The sequence below is a fragment of the Streptomyces sp. cmx-18-6 genome, assembly GCF_046548915.1.
Classification (GTDB): Bacteria; Actinomycetota; Actinomycetes; order Streptomycetales; family Streptomycetaceae; genus Streptomyces.
The window spans coordinates 305803-325065 of sequence record NZ_JAEBEP010000005.1 but is presented as its reverse complement, the minus strand read 5'-3'; the positions used below and the strand labels follow the sequence as shown (position 1 = coordinate 325065).

The 19263-nt window shown below is 71.0% G+C and carries 19 protein-coding genes and 1 pseudogene; 17 read left to right on the top strand and 3 right to left on the bottom strand.

Annotation, left to right across the window (positions count from 1 at the left end):
* Position 1 precedes the first annotated feature (1 nt).
* The 17 genes and pseudogenes from ACLJPL_RS14550 to ACLJPL_RS14470 all read left to right on the top strand — a co-directional run bounded on the left by ACLJPL_RS14550 (position 2) and on the right by ACLJPL_RS14470 (position 16168).
* Positions 2 to 1639 (top strand): acyl-CoA dehydrogenase family protein, encoded by a 1638-nt coding sequence (locus ACLJPL_RS14550; RefSeq protein WP_411081232.1) that lies wholly within the window; start codon positions 2 to 4, stop codon positions 1637 to 1639.
* 261 nt (positions 1640 to 1900) lie between these two features.
* Positions 1901 to 3193, top strand: coding sequence for a GAF domain-containing protein (locus ACLJPL_RS14545; RefSeq protein ID WP_411081231.1), 1293 nt, complete (start codon positions 1901 to 1903; stop codon positions 3191 to 3193).
* A 61-nt stretch (positions 3194 to 3254) separates the two neighbouring features.
* Positions 3255 to 3923, top strand: a complete 669-nt coding sequence (locus ACLJPL_RS14540; protein ID WP_411081230.1) for a GNAT family N-acetyltransferase — start codon at positions 3255 to 3257, stop codon at positions 3921 to 3923.
* A gap of 163 nt (positions 3924 to 4086) precedes the next feature.
* Positions 4087 to 4158, top strand: a pseudogene (locus tag ACLJPL_RS14535) (putative leader peptide); the annotation flags it as partial.
* Positions 4159 to 4272: 114 nt separating this feature from the next.
* On the top strand, positions 4273 to 5970 hold the full coding sequence (locus ACLJPL_RS14530; protein WP_411081229.1) for a nitrite/sulfite reductase: 1698 nt from the start codon (positions 4273 to 4275) through the stop codon (positions 5968 to 5970).
* A complete protein-coding gene (locus ACLJPL_RS14525; RefSeq protein ID WP_109162981.1) occupies positions 5967 to 6146 on the top strand; it encodes a hypothetical protein in 180 nt (59 codons plus the stop codon). Before ACLJPL_RS14530 ends, ACLJPL_RS14525 begins: the two co-directional genes overlap by 4 nt.
* Positions 6143 to 6859, top strand: coding sequence for a phosphoadenylyl-sulfate reductase (locus ACLJPL_RS14520; protein WP_411081228.1), 717 nt, complete (start codon positions 6143 to 6145; stop codon positions 6857 to 6859). The genes ACLJPL_RS14525 and ACLJPL_RS14520 overlap by 4 nt, the downstream gene beginning before the upstream one ends.
* Positions 6859 to 7428, top strand: a complete 570-nt coding sequence (gene cysC / locus ACLJPL_RS14515) for an adenylyl-sulfate kinase (RefSeq protein WP_411081227.1) — start codon at positions 6859 to 6861, stop codon at positions 7426 to 7428. The genes ACLJPL_RS14520 and cysC overlap by 1 nt, the downstream gene beginning before the upstream one ends.
* On the top strand, positions 7425 to 8360 hold the full coding sequence (gene cysD / locus ACLJPL_RS14510) for a sulfate adenylyltransferase subunit CysD (protein ID WP_411081226.1): 936 nt from the start codon (positions 7425 to 7427) through the stop codon (positions 8358 to 8360). Before cysC ends, cysD begins: the two co-directional genes overlap by 4 nt.
* Positions 8361 to 9692 (top strand): sulfate adenylyltransferase subunit 1, encoded by a 1332-nt coding sequence (locus tag ACLJPL_RS14505; protein WP_411081225.1) that lies wholly within the window; start codon positions 8361 to 8363, stop codon positions 9690 to 9692.
* A gap of 236 nt (positions 9693 to 9928) precedes the next feature.
* Positions 9929 to 11044, top strand: coding sequence for an aliphatic sulfonate ABC transporter substrate-binding protein (locus ACLJPL_RS14500; RefSeq protein WP_411081224.1), 1116 nt, complete (start codon positions 9929 to 9931; stop codon positions 11042 to 11044).
* 57 nt (positions 11045 to 11101) lie between these two features.
* A complete protein-coding gene (locus ACLJPL_RS14495; protein WP_164622018.1) occupies positions 11102 to 11893 on the top strand; it encodes an ABC transporter ATP-binding protein in 792 nt (263 codons plus the stop codon).
* Positions 11880 to 12806: an ABC transporter permease gene (locus ACLJPL_RS14490; RefSeq protein ID WP_411081223.1), complete on the top strand. Its 927-nt coding sequence runs from the start codon at positions 11880 to 11882 to the stop codon at positions 12804 to 12806. The genes ACLJPL_RS14495 and ACLJPL_RS14490 overlap by 14 nt, the downstream gene beginning before the upstream one ends.
* 7 nt (positions 12807 to 12813) lie before the next feature.
* A complete protein-coding gene (locus ACLJPL_RS14485) occupies positions 12814 to 13557 on the top strand; it encodes a sirohydrochlorin chelatase (RefSeq protein WP_411081222.1) in 744 nt (247 codons plus the stop codon).
* A gap of 192 nt (positions 13558 to 13749) precedes the next feature.
* On the top strand, positions 13750 to 14211 hold the full coding sequence (locus ACLJPL_RS14480; RefSeq protein ID WP_411081221.1) for a hypothetical protein: 462 nt from the start codon (positions 13750 to 13752) through the stop codon (positions 14209 to 14211).
* Positions 14212 to 14397: 186 nt separating this feature from the next.
* Positions 14398 to 15372: a hypothetical protein gene (locus ACLJPL_RS14475; RefSeq protein ID WP_411081220.1), complete on the top strand. Its 975-nt coding sequence runs from the start codon at positions 14398 to 14400 to the stop codon at positions 15370 to 15372.
* Between the two features lie 13 nt (positions 15373 to 15385).
* Positions 15386 to 16168: a class I SAM-dependent methyltransferase gene (locus ACLJPL_RS14470; RefSeq protein WP_411081219.1), complete on the top strand. Its 783-nt coding sequence runs from the start codon at positions 15386 to 15388 to the stop codon at positions 16166 to 16168.
* Positions 16169 to 16298: 130 nt separating this feature from the next.
* Here ACLJPL_RS14470 and ACLJPL_RS14465 read toward each other — a convergent pair whose 3' ends face one another.
* From ACLJPL_RS14465 to ACLJPL_RS14455, 3 genes are read right to left on the bottom strand one after another with little or no spacing between them, the layout of a single operon-like run.
* Positions 16299 to 17132 (bottom strand): ABC transporter ATP-binding protein, encoded by an 834-nt coding sequence (locus ACLJPL_RS14465; RefSeq protein WP_411081218.1) that lies wholly within the window; start codon positions 17130 to 17132, stop codon positions 16299 to 16301.
* A 3-nt stretch (positions 17133 to 17135) separates the two neighbouring features.
* A complete protein-coding gene (locus tag ACLJPL_RS14460; protein ID WP_411081217.1) occupies positions 17136 to 18209 on the bottom strand; it encodes a FecCD family ABC transporter permease in 1074 nt (357 codons plus the stop codon).
* Positions 18206 to 19231 (bottom strand): FecCD family ABC transporter permease, encoded by a 1026-nt coding sequence (locus tag ACLJPL_RS14455; protein WP_411081216.1) that lies wholly within the window; start codon positions 19229 to 19231, stop codon positions 18206 to 18208. The genes ACLJPL_RS14460 and ACLJPL_RS14455 overlap by 4 nt, the downstream gene beginning before the upstream one ends.
* Positions 19232 to 19263 lie beyond the last annotated feature (32 nt).

Here is a 19263-nt window from a genome sequence, read left to right as displayed (position 1 = left end):
CATGGCAGCCACCACCCACACAGTGACCAATCAGGTTCCGCCGCTGGTCGGCTATGACGTGTTCACCGCCGATCGCGCCCTGTCCGAGGCCGTCGAACGGCACATCGAACCCGGCGTCCTGCCCGAGGCGCGGGAGGAACTCTCGACGCTCGGGGAGTCCGCCGGTTCGGAGCAGGCCCAGACGTGGGGCGCGCAGGCGAACGAGCATCCGCCCGTTCTGCGCACCCATGACCGGTATGGGAACCGGATCGACGAAGTGGAGTTCCATCCGTCCTGGCACCGGCTGCTGGGCCACGCGGTCGCGGCCGGGCTGACCGACGCCTGGGGCCGCCCGGCAGGTCATGTGCGGCGTGCGGCCGGGTTCCTGGTCTGGACGCAGGCCGAGGCGGGGCACGGCTGCCCGCTGTCGATGACGCACGCGGCGGTGCCCGCGCTGCGGACCGACCCGGTGCTGGCGGCCGAGTGGGAGCCGCTGCTGACCTCGTACGTGTACGAGGAGGGGCTCCGCACCCCGACGCGGAAGGCCGGAGTGCTCTTCGGGATGGGCATGACGGAGAAGCAGGGCGGCACCGACGTGCGGTCCAATACGACGCGGGCGGAGCCGGTCTCCGGGGAGGGCGAGTATCTGCTCACCGGGCACAAGTGGTTCTGTTCGGCCCCGATGTCGGACGGTTTCCTGGTGCTGGCGCAGGCGCCGGGCGGGCTGACGTGCTTCCTGGTGCCGCGCGTCCTGCCCGACGGTTCGCGCAACGTGTTCGCGATCCAGCGGCTGAAGGACAAGCTGGGCAACAAGTCGAACGCCTCCAGCGAGGTCGAGTTCGACGGGACCTGGGCCCGCCGGGTCGGTGAGGAGGGGCGCGGGGTGCGCACCATCATCGAGATGGTGGCGGCCACCCGGCTGGACTGCGTGGTCGGTTCGGCGGCGCTGATGCGGCAGGCGGTGGCGCAGGCGATCCACCACAGCACCTACCGCAGCGCGTTCGGCGGGCTGCTGATCGACAAGCCGCTGATGCGCAACGTGCTGGCCGATCTGGCGCTGGAGTCGGAGGCGGCAACCGTGCTGGCGATGCGGCTGGCCTCGGCGTACGACACGGACACCGAGGAGGAGCGCGCCTTCCTGCGGATCGCGGTGCCGGCCGCGAAGTACTGGGTGACCAAGCGCTGCACCCCGGTCGTGGGCGAGGCGCTGGAGTGCCTGGGCGGCAACGGGTACGTGGAGGAGTCGGGCATGCCCCGGCTGCTGCGGGAGGCCCCGCTCAACTCGATCTGGGAGGGCTCGGGCAACGTACAGGCGCTGGATGTCCTGCGGGCGCTCCAGCGGGAGCCGCAGGCGCTGGACGCGTTCCTGCGGGAGGTCGGGAAGGCGCGCGGGGCCGATCACCGGCTGGACGCGGCGATCAAGGACCTGCTGACCGAGCTGGCGGACCTGGAGGGGATCGAGGCGCGGGCGCGGCGGCTGGTGGAGCGGATGGCGCTGGTGCTCCAGGGGTCTTTGCTGGTGCGCTGGGCTCCGCCGGAGGTCTCCGACGCGTTCTGCGCCTCACGGCTCGGCGGGGACTGGGGCACGGCGTTCGGGACGCTGCCGCACAGTCTGGACCTGGCCTCGGTGGTGGCGCGGGCCCGGCCGGTCGCGGAGTAGGGCCTCTCGTTTCCAGCGGGCCCGGGGAAAGCGACGGAGGGTGGTGCTGCGCCGACACGGCACCACCCTCCATGCTTGAACCGTGCCGCTCGCCGGGCACGGGCCCGGCGTACGGCACCCTGCCACTCTCCAACGCGCCGGTGGAGCCTCGCCAGAGTTGCAAAGGGTTGCAACGATTGTGTGGACTGCCCGGTGGCCGCGTCCGCGCGGCGGCAGGATGGGGTCCGGCGGGCCCGGAGCACGCGGGGGACAGGGGGGACCATGAGTCAGACGGGTTCTGCCGGGGTGGTGCGGGTGATCGGCCAGGAGGCCGACCGTGCGACCCGGCTGCTCCACCGGGCCAGGGAGGCGCGGCTGGCGGGCGAGCGGACCACGATCGCCCCGCGCGCGGAGATCGACGCCTCCTGGAACCGGGTGGTGCGCAGCGGCATCGACCCCGGGCAGTCGCCGGAGAGCCGGCTGCTGGCGGCGGAGGAGATCGAGCACCGGCGGCACAGCACGGCGCTCGGCGAGGTGATGCCGGTGCTGCGGGCGGGGCTCGCGTCGATCGCGGACGCCGCGCGGCAGATCATGGTGGTCACCGACGCGGAGGGCCGGGTGCTGTGGCGGCAGGGCGATACCGGGGTGCTCCACCGGGCCCACGACATCTGCCTGGAAGAAGGGGCCGCCTGGGCGGAGGCGGCGACGGGCACGAACGCGATCGGCACCGCGCTGGCGGCCCGCGCGCCGATCCAGGTCCACTCGGCCGAGCACTTCATCCGGGCGCTGCACGGCTGGACCTGCGCGGCCGCGCCGGTACGCGATCCGCGCGACGGGCGGCTGGTGGGGATCGTCGACATCAGCGGGCCGGCGACCACGTTCCACCCGGCGACGGTGGCCCTGGTCGACTCGGTGGCGCGGCTCGCGGAGGCCGAGATCCGCACCCGGCACCTGGTGGCGATCGAGCGGCTGCGGGCGGTGGCCGCGCCGATCCTGTGCCGTCTGGAGGGCCGGGCGCTGGCGGTGGACGCCCACGGCTGGCTGGCGGCGGTGACGGGGATGCCGCCGGTGGACCGGCTGCCGCTGCCGAAGTCGCTGCGGGCGGGCCGGGTGTGGCTGCCGTCGCTGGGGATGTGCCGGGTGGAGCCGTTGCCGGGCGGGTGGCTGGTGCAGGTGTCGGACGGTACGGCGGAGGGCGCGCCGCGCCGGGTGGTGCTCGACCTGAGCCGGCCCCGGGCGCTGGCCGTGCATCTGGTGGGGCCGCTGGGCACCTCGACGCAGCGGCTCTCGCCGCGCCACGCGGAGCTGCTGTTCGCGCTGGCGGTGCACCGCCAGGGGCGTACGGCCTCGGAGCTGGCGCGGGACATCTTCGGGGACGCGACCCGGACGGTGACGGTACGGGCCGAGGTCTCCCGGCTCCGCCGCCATCTGGCGGAGGTGCTGGCGCACCGCCCGTACCGCTTCGGGGACGGGGTGGAGGTGGAGGTGGTCCACCCGGAGCACCCGGCCGACCTGCTCCCGCACTCGAAGGCGCCGGTGGTGACGGGGGCGCGGCGGCCGGTCGCACCGTCCTGACCGGGCGCGATGGGCGGGCCCGGTGTGCGGTGGCGGGCGGGGGCATGGTTTTCTGGCCGCCATGAGCAACCCCGTGCAGCCCCCCGCGCCGACCGCCGACGCGACCACCGCGGCGGCCTCCGAAGCGACCACTGCGGCGACCGTCGAGGCGACCCCCGCGGCGACCGTCGAGGTGACCGTGTGGTCGCTGGAGCAGACCTCGCCCGCCGATCTGCGGCCCGCCGCCGTACCGGAGGGTGATCTGCGGATCGTGCGGTCGGAGGTGCCGCTGCCGGAGTTCAGCCGGTTCCTCTACTCCGCCGTGGGCGGCGACATCCGGTGGACCGACCGGCTGAGGATGACGTACGAGCAGTGGCGGGAGCTCCTGGAGCGGCCCGGGGCGGAGACCTGGGTGGCGTACGCGAACGGGACGCCGGCCGGATACATCCAGCTGGACGCGCAGGACGACGGGGTCGTCGAGATCCTGTACTTCGGGCTGATCCCGGCCTTCCGGGGGCGGCGGATCGGCGGTCACCTCCTCTCGTACGGGGCGGCGCGCGCCTGGGACCTGGCGGAGCGGTGGCCACAGCGGCCCCGGACGGAGCGGGTGTGGCTGCACACCTGCTCGCAGGACGGGCCGCACGCGATGGACAACTACCTGCGGCGGGGCTTCCGGCTCTTCGACACGAAGATCGAGGTGGAACCGGACGTGGCGACTCCGGGGCCGTGGCCCGGGGCGTACGGGGCCTGATCCCCCCGACCGGGACCACCCCGGTGATTTATCGACATCACCACCCGCCAAGGGTGTGGCCCACACCACAGCGTCTCATTCACCGAGACCCTGCCGTCCAGATAATGGATAGTGGTGGACTGCCCCGAGATCCGCGTGACACGCTTCCGTCATGTCTGGAACTGGAATCGCCTTGGTGAGTCGACGCCACGTCGACCTCTGCCGCATGTCCAGCGCCATCTGTCCGGCGGGCTGAGAGTCCCAGCACCGCCGCACCTCTCTTACCTCTGAACCCCCTGCGCACCGCCGCGCCTCAGCGCGAGTGTGCCGCTCAGAGCCGCCCTCCTGCAGTCCCGAAGGACGTACTGTCATGGCCGCCACCCCGGAACAGCCTGCGACCACCACGCCCCGCCGCAAGGCCGGACGCCACCGTGGCGAGGGTCAGTGGGCCGTGGGCCACCACACACCCCTGAACGGGAACGAGCAGTTCAAGAAGGACGACGACGGTCTCAACGTACGGACACGTATTGAGACGATCTACTCCAAGCGCGGTTTCGACTCCATCGACCCGAACGACCTGCGCGGACGCATGCGTTGGTGGGGGCTGTACACCCAGCGCAAGCCCGGCATCGACGGCGGCAAGACGGCCGTTCTGGAGCCGGAGGAGCTGGACGACAAGTTCTTCATGCTGCGCGTCCGCATCGACGGCGGCCGGCTGACCACGCGGCAGCTGCGGGTGATCGGGGAGATCTCCCAGGAGTTCGCACGCGGCACCGCCGACCTCACTGACCGGCAGAACGTGCAATACCACTGGATCCGGATCGAGGACGTGCCGGAGATCTGGCGGCGGCTCGAAGAGGTGGACCTGTCCACCACCGAGGCGTGCGGTGACACGCCCCGCGTGATCCTCGGCTCCCCGGTCGCGGGCATCGCGGAGAACGAGATCATCGACGGCACCCCCGCGATCGACGAGATCCAGCGCCGGTTCATCGGCAACCCCGACTTCTCCAACCTGCCCCGCAAGTTCAAGTCCGCGGTCTCCGGCTCCCCGCAGCTGGACGTGGCGCACGAGATCAACGACATCGCGTTCGTCGGCGTGAACCACCCGGAGCACGGCCCCGGCTTCGACCTCTGGGTCGGCGGCGGCCTCTCCACCAACCCCAAGCTCGGGGTCCGGCTCGGCGCGTGGGTGCCGCTGGACGAGGTGGCCGACGTGTACGGCGGGGTCATCGGGATCTTCCGCGACTACGGCTACCGGCGGCTGCGCACCCGCGCCCGGCTGAAGTTCCTGGTCGCGGACTGGGGCGCGGAGAAGTTCCGCCAGGTCCTGGAGGACGACTACCTCCAGCGCAAGCTGACCGACGGCCCCGCGCCCGAGCAGCCCGCCCAGACCTGGCGCGACCACCTCGGAGTGCACCGGCAGAAGGACGGCCGCTTCTACGTCGGCTTCGCCGCCCGGGTGGGCCGCGTCGACGGCGCCACCCTCACCAAGATCGCGGAAGTGGCGGAGGCGCACGGCTCGGGCCGGGTGCGGACCACCGCCGAGCAGAAGATGATCGTGCTGGACGTGGCCGAGGAGCAGGTGGAGTCCCTGGTCGCCGGACTGGAGGCGCTGGACCTCAAGGTCACGCCTTCCCCGTTCCGGCGCGGCACGATGGCCTGCACCGGCATCGAGTTCTGCAAGCTGGCGATCGTCGAGACGAAGGCGCGCGGCGCGTCCCTCATCGACGAACTGGAGCGCCGCATCCCGGAGTTCGACGAGCCGATCACCATCAACATCAACGGCTGCCCGAACGCCTGCGCCCGCATCCAGGTCGCGGACATCGGCCTGAAGGGCCAGTTGATGCTGGACGAGAAGGGCGAGCAGGTCGAGGGCTACCAGGTGCACCTGGGCGGGGCGCTCGGCCTGGAGGCCGGGTTCGGCCGCAAGGTCCGCGGCCTGAAGGTCACTTCGGCCGAACTGCCGGACTACGTGGAGCGGGTGCTCGGCCGGTTCCAGGAGGAGCGCGAGGACGGCGAGCGCTTCGCGGCCTGGGCGGCGCGCGCCAGTGCGGAGTCGCTGTCATGAGCGAGCGAGCCGCCCCGTTCTACTGCCCGTACTGCGGCGACGAGGACCTGCGCCCCAACGAGAGCGGCCACGGCGCCTGGGAATGCGCCTCCTGCAACCGTGCGTTCCAGCTGAAGTTCCTGGGTCTGCTGACCCGGGGCGTGCAGCGCAACGACGGTGAAGGGGACCGGATATGACGGACACTCTGATCAGCGGAGAGCTCACCGACCGCGAGCTGCGGGAGCTGGCCGAGCGGGCCGGGCGGGAGCTGGAGGACGCCTCCGCCGCCGAGATCCTGAAGTGGGCGACGGACGCCTTCGGGCCGCGCTTCTGCGTCACCTCCTCCATGGAGGACGCCGTGGTCGCGCATCTGGCCTCGCGGGTGATGCCGGGCGTGGACGTGGTCTTCCTGGACACCGGCTACCACTTCCCCGAGACCATCGGGACCCGGGACGCGGTGGACGCGGTGATGGACGTCAACGTCATCACGATCACCCCCCGGCGGACCGTGGCCGAGCAGGACGCGGAGCACGGCGAGAAGCTGCACGACCGCGACCCCGACCTGTGCTGTGCGCTGCGCAAGGTCAAGCCGTTGGAGGACGGCCTGACCGCGTACGCCGCGTGGGCGACGGGGCTGCGCCGCGACGAGTCCCCGACCCGGGCGAACACCCCGGTGGTGGGCTGGGACGCCAAGCGCCGGAAGGTGAAGGTCTCCCCCATCGCCCGCTGGACCCAGGACGACGTGGACGCCTACGTCGCCGAGCACGGGGTGCTCACCAACCCGCTGCTGATGGACGGTTACGCCTCCGTCGGCTGCGCACCCTGCACCCGCCGGGTGCTTCAGGGCGAGGACGCACGGGCCGGCCGCTGGGCCGGGCGGGGCAAGACCGAATGCGGGCTGCACGGCTGATGACGACTGATCAGGAGAGTTCGATGAGCGTGACGGAGACGGGAGCCACGATCTGGCTCACCGGTCTGCCGAGCGCGGGCAAGACCACCATCGCGTACGAGCTGGCGGGCCGGCTGCGGACCGGGGGCCACAGGGTGGAGGTGCTCGACGGCGACGAGATCCGGGAGTTCCTCTCCGCGGGGCTCGGCTTCTCCCGCGAGGACCGGCACACCAACGTGGCCCGGATCGGCTTCGTCGCCGAACTGCTCGCCGCCAACGGCGTGAAGGTGCTGGTCCCCGTCATCGCCCCGTTCGCCGACAGCCGCGAGGCGGTCCGCAAGCGGCACGCCGCCGAGTCCACCACCTACCTGGAGGTGCACGTGGCGACGCCCGTCGAGGTGTGCTCCGTACGGGATGTGAAGGGGCTGTACGCCAAGCAGGCGGCGGGCGAGATCAGCGGGCTCACCGGGGTCGACGACCCCTACGAGGCCCCCGAATCGCCCGACCTGCGCATCGAGTCGCACCGGCAGACCGTGCAGGAGTCAGCGGCGGCGCTCCACGCGCTGCTCACCGAGAGGGGTTTGGCGTGAGCGCCGTCACCACCGTGCCGGAGGGCACCGCACACCCGTACGCGCTCAGCCATCTGGACTCCCTGGAGTCCGAGGCGGTCCACATCTTCCGTGAGGTGGCGGGCGAGTTCGAGCGGCCGGTGATCCTGTTCTCCGGCGGCAAGGACTCCATCGTGATGCTGCACCTGGCACTCAAGGCGTTCGCGCCCGCGCCGGTGCCGTTCACGCTGCTGCACGTGGACACCGGGCACAACTTCCCCGAGGTGCTGGAGTACCGCGACCGTACGGTCGAGAAGCACGGGCTGCGGCTCCATGTCGCCTCCGTGCAGGAGTACATCGACGCCGGAACGCTCCGCGAGCGCCCGGACGGCACCCGCAACCCGCTCCAGACCATCCCGCTGACCGAGGCGATCCAGCGGCACCGCTTCGACGCGGTGTTCGGCGGCGGGCGGCGCGACGAGGAGAAGGCCCGCGCCAAGGAGCGGGTGTTCTCGCTGCGCGACGAGTTCTCGCAGTGGGACCCGCGCCGGCAGCGCCCCGAGCTGTGGCAGCTGTACAACGGGCGGCACGCCCCCGGCGAGCACGTCCGCGTCTTCCCGATCTCCAACTGGACCGAGCTGGACGTCTGGCAGTACATCGAGCGCGAGGGCATCGAGCTCCCGGAGATCTACTTCGCCCATGAGCGCGAGGTCTTCGCCCGCAACGGCATGTGGCTGACGGCCGGCGGCTGGGGCGGTCCCAAGGAGCACGAGTCCACCGAGACGCGCCTCGTGCGCTACCGCACGGTCGGTGACATGTCCTGCACCGGCGCCGTCGACTCCGACGCCACCACGCTGGACGCCGTGATCACCGAGATCGCCGCCTCCCGGCTCACCGAGCGGGGTGCGACCCGCGCCGACGACAAGATGTCCGAGGCCGCGATGGAAGACCGCAAGCGCGAGGGGTATTTCTAAATGACCACTATTGCTGGGCAGTTGTCGGCCACCACGCTGCTGCGGTTCGCCACCGCCGGGTCGGTCGACGACGGCAAGTCCACCCTCGTGGGACGCCTGCTGCACGACTCCAAGTCGATCCTCACCGACCAGTTGGAGGCCGTCGAGCAGGTGTCGCTGAGCCGTGGCCAGGAGGCCCCGGACCTGGCGCTGCTGACCGATGGGCTGCGGGCCGAGCGCGAGCAGGGCATCACCATCGACGTCGCCTACCGCTACTTCGCCACCACCCGCCGCCGGTTCATCCTCGCGGACACCCCGGGCCATGTGCAGTACACCCGCAATATGGTGACGGGCGCGTCCACCGCCGAGCTGGCCGTGGTCCTGGTCGACGCCCGCAACGGGGTCGTCGAGCAGACCCGCCGGCACGCCGCCGTCGCCGCGCTGCTGCGCGTCCCGCACGTGGTGCTGGCAGTCAACAAGATGGACCTGGTCGACTACGCGGAGCCCGTGTTCGCCGCGATAGCCGAGGAGTTCACCGCGTACGCCGCATCCCTCGGCGTCCCGGAGATCACCGCGATCCCCATCTCCGCGCTGGCCGGGGACAACGTGGTGGAGCCGTCCGCGCACATGGACTGGTACGGCGGACCGACCGTCCTGGAGCACCTGGAGACGGTCCCGGTCAGCCACGACCTCACCGCCTGCCACGCGCGCTTCCCCGTGCAGTACGTGATCCGCCCGCAGACCGCCGAGCTCCCCGACTACCGGGGGTACGCCGGTCAGATCGCCGCCGGCGCCCTGCGGGTCGGCGAGCGCGTCTCCGTACTCCCCTCGGGGCGCACCACCACGATCACCGGCATCGACGCCCTCGGGGAGAGCGTCGACATCGCCTGGGCCCCGCAGTCGGTGACGCTCCGGCTGGCCGACGACATCGACATCTCGCGCGGCGACCTGATCGCCCCCGCCGACGACACCCCGCCGGTCACGAGGGACGTCGAGGCGACCGTCTGCCATGTGGCCGACCAGCCGCTCTCGGTGGGGCAGCGGGTGCTGCTCAAGCACACCACCCGTACGGTCAAGGCGATCGTCAAGGACATCCCCTCCCGGCTCACCCTGGACGACCTCTCCCAGCACCCGGCGCCCGGGCAGCTGGTCGCCAACGACATCGGCCGGGTCCTCGTGCGGACCGCCGAGCCGCTCGCGCTCGACGCGTACGCCGACTCCCGGCGCACCGGATCGTTCCTGCTGATCGACCCGGCGGACGGTACGACGCTCAGCGCCGGCATGGCGGGGGCCGCGTTCGCCACGGCCCCGGAGCCGGTCGTGGCCGACGACGACGCCGAATGGGACTTCTGATGGTCAACGACTTCTTCTCCACCTTCGCGAAGGAGGGCGGCCGTGTGGGCAGCGGCGCCCTCGGCAGCGGTCAGGGAGGCGTGGGGCGATGTGCGTGATGACGTACGCGCACCGCCTGCGCGCCCACCTGCACCACCAGCACCGTCCGTACCGCCGAAGACCTGCCGATCTCCCGGCCGCGCCCCCCTGACCACCAGCGGGACGCGAGTACCGGGCCAACGAGAGGAAAGCCTCCCGTGCCTGCCCCCCGTACCACCGTTCGTCGCGGCATAGCCGCCGTCGCCGCACTGCCGCTGCTCGCCCTGGCCGCCACCGCCTGCGGCTACGGCTCCGACGCCAAGGACGACGACGCGAAGAAGACGAACGTCTCCGCCGGAGGAAAGAAGCTCTCCGCGGACACCGTGAAGATCGGCTACTTCCCGAACCTCACGCACGCCACCGCCCTGGTCGGCATCCAGGAAGGCACCATCCAGAAGGAGTTGGGCGGCACCAAGGTCCAGTCCACGACCTTCAACGCCGGTCCCACCGAGATCGAGGCCCTGAACGCCGGCTCGATCGACATCGGCTTCATCGGTCCCTCCCCCGCCATCAACGCCTACGTCAAGTCCCAGGGCAAGGGCCTGCGCATCGTGGCCGGCGCCGCCTCCGGCGGGGTGAAGCTGGTCGTCAACCCGAAGAAGATCAAGACCCTGGACGACCTCAAGGGCAAGCGGATCGCGACTCCGCAGCGGGGGAACACCCAGGACGTCGCCTTCCTCAACTGGGTCTCCGAAAAGGGCTGGAAGGTCGACCCCGAGAGCGGCAAGGGCGATGTGTCCCTGGTCCGGTCGGACAACAAGACCACTCCCGACGCCTACCGGTCCGGTTCGCTCGACGGGGCGTGGGTTCCGGAGCCGACCGCGTCGAAGCTCGTCTCCCAGGGGGCCAAGGTGCTCCTCGACGAGGCGACCCTGTGGCCGGACAACAAGTTCGTGATCACGCACCTCATCGTGTCGCAGAAGTTCCTCAAGGAGCACCCGGACGTCGTCGAGGCGGTCGTCCGCGGCTCGGTGAAGACGAACAAGTGGATCAGCGCCAACCCCGAGGACGCCAAGGCGTCCGCCAACAAGGCCCTGGAGACGCTGACCGGCAAGCCGCTGCCCCAGGAGGTCCTGGACCCCGCCTGGGAGTCCATCGAGATCACCGACGACCCGCTGGCCTCCACGCTCCAGACGCAGGCGGGTTACGCGGTCAAGGCCGGTCTGCTGGAGGACCCGGACCTCAAGGGCATCTACGACCTGGGCCCGCTGAACAAGGTCCTCAAGGCTGAGGGCCGGCCGGAGGCGTCCGACGCCGGTCTCGGCGTCAAGTAGCCCGCCCGCCCGTACCCGGATCCATCGGATTCCCAGGATTCCCAGGAGGTGACGACCATGGCGACCACCACCCTCACCAAGGCCGAGGACCGTACGACGGTCGAGCACGCCGCACGTCTCGCGCACGTCTCGAAGTCCTTCGCCGGACCCACGGGGCAGCAACTCGTCCTGGACGACATCACCCTCGATGTCGCTCCGGGTGAGTTCGTCACCCTCCTGGGGGCCTCCGGGTGCGGTAAGTCGACACTGCTCAATCTCGTGGCCGGACTCGACCGCCCGTCCGCGGGGTCCATCGAGACCCCCGGCGGGCGGCCGGCCCTGATGTTCCAGGAGCACGCCCTCTTCCCGTGGCTGACCGCGGGCAAGAACATCGAACTGGCCCTGCGGCTGCGCGGGGTTCCCAAGTCGGAGCGCCGCACCGAGGCCGAGCGGCTGCTCGAACTCGTCCGCCTCGGCGGCGCGTACGGCAAGCGGGTGCATGAGCTCTCCGGCGGTATGCGGCAGCGGGTCGCGATGGCCCGCGCGCTCGCCCAGGACAGCCAACTGCTGCTGATGGACGAGCCGTTCGCGGCGCTGGACGCCATCACCCGCGATGTCCTGCACGACGAGCTGACCCGGATCTGGCGCGAGACGAACGCCTCGGTCCTGTTCGTCACGCACAACGTGCGCGAGGCCGTGCGGCTCGCGCAGCGCGTCATCCTGCTGTCGTCCCGGCCGGGCCGGATCGCCCGCGAGTGGACGGTCGACATCGAGCAGCCGCGCCGCATCGAGGACACCGCCGTGGCGGAGCTGTCCGTCGAGATCACCGAAGAACTGCGTGGGGAGATCCGCCGACATGGCCAGCACTGACACCACGTCCGACCGGAGGCGGCCGGATGAACCGGCCGGTCCCGCCGATGTGAAGACCGACGATCTGGCCGGCCTGGAGGCCGGACTCGACGCCCTGGACGCCGTACCGGTCCGCCGCACCCCCGTGCGGGAGGTGCTGGTCAAGAAGGTCTTCCCGCCCTTCCTCGCCATCGCGCTCGTGCTCACGATCTGGCAGATCCTCATCTGGCTGGAGGTCACCGACGCCTACCGGCTGCCGTCGCCCTCGCAGGTCTGGGGAGAGGTCTCCGACGCCTGGGCCCGGGGCACCCTGCTCGACTACGTCTGGACGAGCGTCTCGCGCGGGCTCCTGGGCTTCCTCTTCGCGCTCGCCCTCGGCACTCCGCTGGGCATGCTCGTCGCCCGGGTGAAGTTCATCCGCTCCGCCATCGGTCCGATTCTCTCCGGCCTCCAGTCGCTCCCCTCAGTGGCGTGGGTGCCGGCCGCCGTGCTGTGGCTGGGGCTCAATGACTCGATGATGTTCGCCGTGATCCTGCTCGGGGCCGTGCCGTCGATCGCCAACGGCCTGGTGTCCGGAGTGGACCAGATCCCCCCGCTCTACCTGCGCGCGGGCAAGACGATGGGAGCCCAGGGCATCCGGGGCACGTGGCACATCGTCCTGCCCGCCGCCCTCCCCGGCTATGTGGGCGGTCTGAAACAGGGCTGGGCGTTCTCGTGGCGGTCGCTGATGGCCGCCGAGATCATCGCCTCCTCGCCCGACCTCGGCGTGGGACTCGGGCAGTTGCTGGAATACGGCCGCGAGACCAGCAGCATGTCGATGGTCTTCCTGGCCATCCTGCTCATCCTCACCGTCGGAATCGCCATCGATCTGCTGATCTTCAGCCCACTGGAAAGGTGGGTGCTGCGCACGCGCGGCCTCCTCGTCAAGAGCTGAGCTCCCCATGTACTCTCCCGTTCTTCTCGTCATCGCCCATGGAAGCCGCGACCCGCGGCACGCCGCCTGCGCCTCCGCACTCGTTTCGAGGATCCGTTCCGAACGACCGGGGCTGCGGGTGGAGGTCGGCTTCCTGGACTTCAACACTCCTTCCGTGCCCGCGCTGCTGGAACAACTGGCGGACGAGGGAGTGCGCGAGGTGGTCACGCTCCCCCTTCTGCTGACCCGCGCCTACCACGCCACCGTGGACATACCGGCGATTCTGCGGCGTGCGCCCTCGACACTGCGCATCCATCCGGCGGAGGTGCTGGGGCCCTCGCCGCTCCTCGTCAGGACGCTGGAGCGACGGTTGTACGAGGCGGGCCTCTCCCCTGCCGACAAGGGCTCGACGGGTCTCGTCCTCGCCGCGGCCGGCTCCACGGACGTGGCGGCCCTCTCCGCGATCTCCGATGTCGCACGAGGGCTGCACCGGGCGGGGTGGGGCCAGGTGACGCCCGCTTTCGCCTCGTCAGGGCTCCCCCGCCCCGACGAAGCCGTGCGCACGCTCCGCCTCCGGGGGGCAGAGCGTGTGGCCGTGGCGCCGTATGTCATCGCCCCCGGTTTCTTCCTCGACCGCATTGCCGGGTACTCCCAGGCGGCGGACTGCCTCGCGGGGCCGCTGGGCGCTGCTCCCGAGATGTCCCGGCTCGCCGTCCTGCGTTACGAAGAGGCCGTCGACCGCTCGGTTCCCCGCGTCGGTCAGGCCGCCTGAGACAGGATTCCGCCGGAATGCCGGCGGCCACAATTCCGGAATGTTTCATTCCTCGTAACTCGCCGGACCCTAGCTCAGATCAACCTCAATTGAGTTGAGTCGCCCCAGGGGCTGCCATAGCGTCGTGCCTGTCAGTCAAAGATGGGATCCTGAAAGATCCCGTCCAGCCGAGACAGGAACCAAGGGATTTTTATGCGCAGAATCACCGCAGTCGCTGCAAGCGCGCTCGCTTGCACCGTGCTCGTCACCGCAGCCCCCTCAGCTTCCGCCGCTGCGAGCCCCAAAGCGACGTGCACGGCCGTCATGGGCCCCACCAAGACGGTCAAGGCTTCTGCTCTCGCCCAGTACCTGAAGCCCTCCAGCACGAAGATTCAGCCCACTTCCTTCGGCATCCAGACCAAGTCTCAGGGAATCAACAAGAACCGTACGGACTTCACCCTGCACGTGACCATCTACTCGGTCGGCAAGGGGACCACTCACGAGCACGGAGTGAAGAGGGGATCCCACACGGTCAATGACATCTGGGGTCCCACGTTCTCGAAGCTGAAGACCCTCCCCAAGGGGAAGAACCGGGTCAGCATCAACGGGTGGTTCGACCTGAGCTCGAAGGCATACTCCATCAAGTGCCCCACGGCCGTCAGTTTCGCATTCTAGACATTTACCACTCGGCGCGGGTGAAGGTGACATCACTTCACCCGCGCCTCGCCGGACGGGCTCCCCATGAACAGGCAGTCGATGAGATCCATTACCCATCTGATTGCGTTGTGCGCCGCCTCATTGCTCATAGGAGCGTGTGCGGGCCCCCCCGAGGAAGAGCCAGTACAGCAACCCTCGGACACAGTGATCGCCGACGCGGATCCCCACGGTTTCGTGACCTTCGACTCCGCGGCGAATCAGCTGCGCGGATACACCCATGACGGGGTACTCCGCTGGACCGAGGACGACGTGAGCCCGGGGGAGGTCCACTGCGCCGAAGCCTGCCCGGACGCGGGATTCTCCGTACAGGGCCCGAAGGGGTTCCCCGCCGAAACATCAAGCATCGTCTGGCGGTCCGGGAAGACTTCGCGCACGGAGCGGAATTTCGACGACCCGGCCGTCAACCTCTTCTGGACGGCCGGTCCGGACAGATGGGTCGCCGCGGACTCCGCGGGGATGGTGTGGAACGACGGGAAGCAGCGAAGCAAGAAAATTGCCGGCTGGCCGGCCGGGGCTCAGGGAAAGACGTCCCAGGACGGCAAGAAGCTCCTGGTGTCCGTCCCGGAGGGAGACTCCATGGAAGCAGCGTGGAAGGGCTTCCTGGTCGGGATGGACGACGCCCGCCCGGGCTCACCCGTACCGCTCTCACGCAAACTTCCGGGTCCCGTGGGGTGCCTCTCCCGAGAAGGCGACTGGGGAGTCACCCTGGGCAACGACTCGCAGCGAGTGAGCCTCCCGGAGGGCAAGAGGCTGGAGGCTTTCGGCGTCTTCTCCAGCGAATGCGTCGCCAACGATGAACTCGTATTCTCCGGAGAGTACGAGGCAGACGAAGAAGGCGGCAGACAAAAACTCGAACTGAGGAGCATCCCCACCGACGCCGAGGCCGGGGCGACCGCCTTCGGTTCGTCGCGCATCAGCGTCCACCGGGAATGCGGCGTACTCACGTCGAGAGGGATACTCAATTCCCTGACGCTGGGAACAGACGCCCGTCCCACCGACCACAAGGTGCAGGACGCAGTGGTGGTGGACAACGGAACCGTCCTCGCCGTCGCTCATGACGGGAAGCCGAAGAAATTCCACCTCAGGAAGACCGACGAAGGCTGCCTCATCCAACCGTGACCGGGATGCATCCATGACCGGGAAGAATGCACTGCTGGCGGCGCTCTACGACCCGCTCGACCCCGACCGCGGCGACCTCGACGCGTATGTGCGCGTGGCGGAGGAGTTCGGGGCCCGCCGGGTGCTGGACATCGGCTGCGGTACGGGGGTGTTCGCCCTCCTCCTCGCCGATCGCGGGGTCGAGGTCGTCGGCATCGACCCGTCCGGGGCCTCCATCGACGTGGCGCGGGGCAAGCCGGGCAGTGACCGGGTGCGCTGGCTCCACGGCGACGCGACGGTGCTGCCGGCGCTGGAGGTGGACCTGGCGACCATGACGGCGAACGTGGCGCAGGAGATCGTGGACCCGGAGGTCTGGCGGGAGACCCTGCGGAGGACGTACGAGTCCTTGCGGCCGGGCGGCCGTCTGGTGTTCGAGACCCGGGATCCGGCCAGGCGCGCGTGGGAGGAGTGGAACCGGGAGGACTCGCACGGTGTGACGGAGGTCCCGGGCGTGGGAGTGGTCGAGAGCTGGGTCGAGGTGACCGACGTGAGCCGGCCGTTGGTGACGTTCCGGTGGACCTATGTCGTGGCCGCGGACGGGACCTTCCCCGCGGACCGGGGTGCCGCCGCGGACCGGGCCGTCGCTCCGGGCGACCGGCGGGTGCTGACGTCGGATTCCACGCTGCGTTTCCGTGAGCGGGCGGAGGTGGAGGCGGACCTGACCGCGCGGGGGTTCGTGGTCGACGAGGTGCGCGAGGCCCCTGACCGCCCGGGCCGGGAGTTCGTCTTCGTCGCGCGGCGGCCCCGGACTCCTTAGGCCGCGCCGGTACGGAGGACGGCTCACGCCCCGGGGCCCGCCGGCACACCTCCGTACGGTCGGCGCAGGGGTGCGGCTCAGTCGTGGGACAGGCCGCCCGAACGGCCCGCTTCAAGGTGGCCCGGGCGGATCAGGTGAGCGTCTTCCCCGGCCGGTCCGGATCCGGGGCGTGGTGCCGGCCGACCGGGATCACCAGCGGGGTCCTGCTCACCGGGTCCGTGGCCACCTGGCAGCGGAGCCCGAAGACGTCCTCGACCGTCTCGGCGGTGATGACGTCGGCGGGAGGGCCCTCGGCGACGATGCGGCCCTTCTTCATGGCGATGACGTGATCGGCGTACCGGCATGCCTGGTTGAGGTCGTGCAGGACCATGACGACCGTGCGCCCCTCGCGGCGGTTGAGGTCGACGACCAGGTCCAGGACGTCGATCTGGTGGGCGAGATCGAGGTACGTCGTCGGCTCGTCCAGCAGGAGGACCGGGGTGCCCTGGGCGACGGCCATGGCGATCCAGGCGCGCTGGCGCTGTCCGCCGGAGAGTTCGTCCACCGCGCGGTCGGCGAGGTCGGTGGTGCCGGTCGCGGCGAGCGCGTCGTGCACCGCCTGCTCGTCGGCCTTGGTCCACTGCCGCCACCACGTCTGGTGCGGGGAGCGGCCCCGGTTGACCAGGTCGATGACGGTGAGGCCCTCGGGGGCCACGGGCGACTGCGGGAGGATGCCGAGCCGCTGGGCCAACTCCCGGGTGGGGATGGCATGCAGAGCGCGGCCGTCCAGGCTGACCGTGCCTTCGCGGGGGGACAGCAGGCGGGCCAGGGCGCGCAACAGGGTCGACTTCCCGCAGGCGTTGGCGCCGACGATGGCGGTGATCCGGCCCGGCGGCACGGCCAGGTCGAGGTCGAGGACGACGGCGCGGTCGTCGTACCCCAGGTGCAGGCCCTTCGCCCTCAGGTCGGGTTCGGCGGTGGACATCGGTCAGCCTCCTGAGCCCGCGCGGTTGACGCGGATGAGCAGCCAGAGCAGCACCGGGGCGCCGAGCACTCCGGTGACGATCCCCACGGGCAGTTCGGTGCCGGGGATCAGTTCGCGTGCCAGGACGTCGGACGCGAGGACGATGGCGGCGCCGGTGAGCCCGCCGGCGAGCGGCGGCGGCCAGGCCGTGCGGCAGAGCCGCTGGGCGATCTGCGGGGCGGCCAGCGCCACGAACGCGACGGGCCCGGCCGCCGCCGTGGCGAAGGCGACCAGGCCGACGCCGGTGAGCAGGACGGTGAGGCGGACGGCCTGGACGCGGGTGCCGAGGCCCTTGGCGACGTCGTCGCCGAGTTGCAGCGTACGCATCAGGCGGCCGATCAGCAGGGCCGCCGGGACCAGCGCGATCAGGGCGTACGCGAGCGGTGCGGCCTGCTGCCAGTCGCGGCCGTTGAGGTTGCCGACGAGCCAGCCGAGCGCGGCCTGCGCCTGGAAGCGGCCGCCCCGGGCGAGCAGGAAGTCGGTGGCGCTGAGGCAGACCCAGGAGACGCCGATGCCGACGAGGATGATGCGGTAGCCGGTGGTGCCGCGCCGCCAGGCGAGCCCGTAGACCAGCAGGGCGCTGGCGAGGGCCCCCAGCAGGCCGAGGGCCTGGGTGCCGAGGCCGAAGTCCCAGCCGAGCACGATGCCCGCGACGACGGCTGTTCCGGCGCCCTGGGTGAGGCCGATCATGTCGGGGCTGGCGAGCGGGTTGCGGGTCATCGTCTGGAACAGGGCCCCGGACATGCCGAACGCGATGCCCGCGAGCAGTCCCGTCATGGCGCGGGGCAGCCGCAGCTCCTGGACGACCAGGAGGGTGCCCGGGTCGCCGGAGCCGGTCAGGGCGCGGGCGACGTCGGGGAGGGGGATGCCGTACTCGCCGATGGAGACGTTCCAGCACAGGGCTGCGAAGACCGCGACGACGAGGCCCGCGCAGACGGCGAGCTGACGGGGGCGCAGGGTGCCGGAGACCGGCGGGAAGGCCAGGCGGAAGGGGCGGGCGGCGGTCTTGGGGCTCAGGGATCGCGTGGTCACGGTCATACCTCCGCGAGCCGGCGCCGGCGGACCAGGGCGATGAAGAAGGGGCCGCCGATGAAGGCGACGATGATGCCGGCCTGCACCTCGATCGGCCGGGCGATCACCCGGCCGAGGATGTCCGCGCCGAGCAGCAGCCCGGCGGCCAGGGCGGCCGAGAGCGGCAGCAGCCAGCGGTGGTCGGGGCCGAGTCCGGCGTACTGGGCGAGGACCCGGGCGATGTGCGGGACGACCAGGCCGATGAAGACGACGGGGCCGATCACCGCGACCGCCGCCCCGGTGAGGAGGGTGACCGCGACGACGCCCTGGAGGCGTACGAGGCCGAGTTTGCGGCCGAGCGAAGCGGCCACGTCGTCGCCGAGGGCGAGGCTGTTGAGGGCGGGGGCGCTCGCCACCGCCAGGAGGGCCCCGAGGCCGAGGAAGGGCAGGACCCGCAGCACGGTGGAGGCGTCCTGGTTGGCGAGGGATCCGGCCGACCAGAAGCGGAAGCGGTCCAGCGCGGCCGGGTCGGTGAGGACGACGGCGCTGGTCAGCGAGGACAGCACGGCGGTCACCGCGACTCCGGCGAGCGCCAGCTTGACCGGCGTCGAGCCCGAACGCCCCATCCGTCCCAGGAGGTAGACGACGATGCTCGCCGCCATCGCCCCGGCGAACGCGAACCAGATGTAGCCGAGCAGCGAGCCGATCCCGGCGACGCCGGCGGCGAGCACGATGGCGAAGGCGGCCCCGGCGCTCACCCCGAGGATGCCGGGGTCGGCCAGCGGGTTGCGGGTCAGCGCCTGCATCACGCAGCCGGAGAGGCCGAGGGCGGCTCCGGCGGCCAGGCCCAGGGCTGTACGCGGAACGCGCACCGACCAGATCACGTCCTCGATCCGCGGCCCGGTCGGCTGCCCGGTGAGCGCCTTCAGGACGTCGCCGGGCGGGATCTGGAGGGCGCCGAGACCCAGCGAGAGCAGGCACAGCAGGACCAGCGCCGTGCCGAGCCCGGCCACGAGCAGGGCGGGGCGCCATCGGGCGCGGCGGGTCACGGGGATGGCTCCACGGTCCGGTTCCTCACGGG

Bases quoted from the DNA above. Each gene is read 5' to 3' on its own strand.
- ACLJPL_RS14550 (WP_411081232.1), top strand. From the start codon at position 2: ATGGCAGCCACCACCCACACAGTGACCAATCAGGTTCCGCCGCTGGTC.
- ACLJPL_RS14545 (WP_411081231.1), top strand. From the start codon at position 1,901: ATGAGTCAGACGGGTTCTGCCGGGGTGGTGCGGGTGATCGGCCAGGAG.
- ACLJPL_RS14540 (WP_411081230.1), top strand. From the start codon at position 3,255: ATGAGCAACCCCGTGCAGCCCCCCGCGCCGACCGCCGACGCGACCACC.
- ACLJPL_RS14530 (WP_411081229.1), top strand. From the start codon at position 4,273: ATGGCCGCCACCCCGGAACAGCCTGCGACCACCACGCCCCGCCGCAAG.
- ACLJPL_RS14525 (WP_109162981.1), top strand. From the start codon at position 5,967: ATGAGCGAGCGAGCCGCCCCGTTCTACTGCCCGTACTGCGGCGACGAG.
- ACLJPL_RS14520 (WP_411081228.1), top strand. From the start codon at position 6,143: ATGACGGACACTCTGATCAGCGGAGAGCTCACCGACCGCGAGCTGCGG.
- cysC (WP_411081227.1), top strand. From the start codon at position 6,859: ATGACGACTGATCAGGAGAGTTCGATGAGCGTGACGGAGACGGGAGCC.
- ACLJPL_RS14505 (WP_411081225.1), top strand. From the start codon at position 8,361: ATGACCACTATTGCTGGGCAGTTGTCGGCCACCACGCTGCTGCGGTTC.
- ACLJPL_RS14495 (WP_164622018.1), top strand. From the start codon at position 11,102: ATGGCGACCACCACCCTCACCAAGGCCGAGGACCGTACGACGGTCGAG.
- ACLJPL_RS14490 (WP_411081223.1), top strand. From the start codon at position 11,880: ATGGCCAGCACTGACACCACGTCCGACCGGAGGCGGCCGGATGAACCG.
- ACLJPL_RS14485 (WP_411081222.1), top strand. From the start codon at position 12,814: ATGTACTCTCCCGTTCTTCTCGTCATCGCCCATGGAAGCCGCGACCCG.
- ACLJPL_RS14480 (WP_411081221.1), top strand. From the start codon at position 13,750: ATGCGCAGAATCACCGCAGTCGCTGCAAGCGCGCTCGCTTGCACCGTG.
- ACLJPL_RS14470 (WP_411081219.1), top strand. From the start codon at position 15,386: ATGACCGGGAAGAATGCACTGCTGGCGGCGCTCTACGACCCGCTCGAC.
- ACLJPL_RS14465 (WP_411081218.1), bottom strand. From the start codon at position 17,132: ATGTCCACCGCCGAACCCGACCTGAGGGCGAAGGGCCTGCACCTGGGG.
- ACLJPL_RS14460 (WP_411081217.1), bottom strand. From the start codon at position 18,209: ATGACCGTGACCACGCGATCCCTGAGCCCCAAGACCGCCGCCCGCCCC.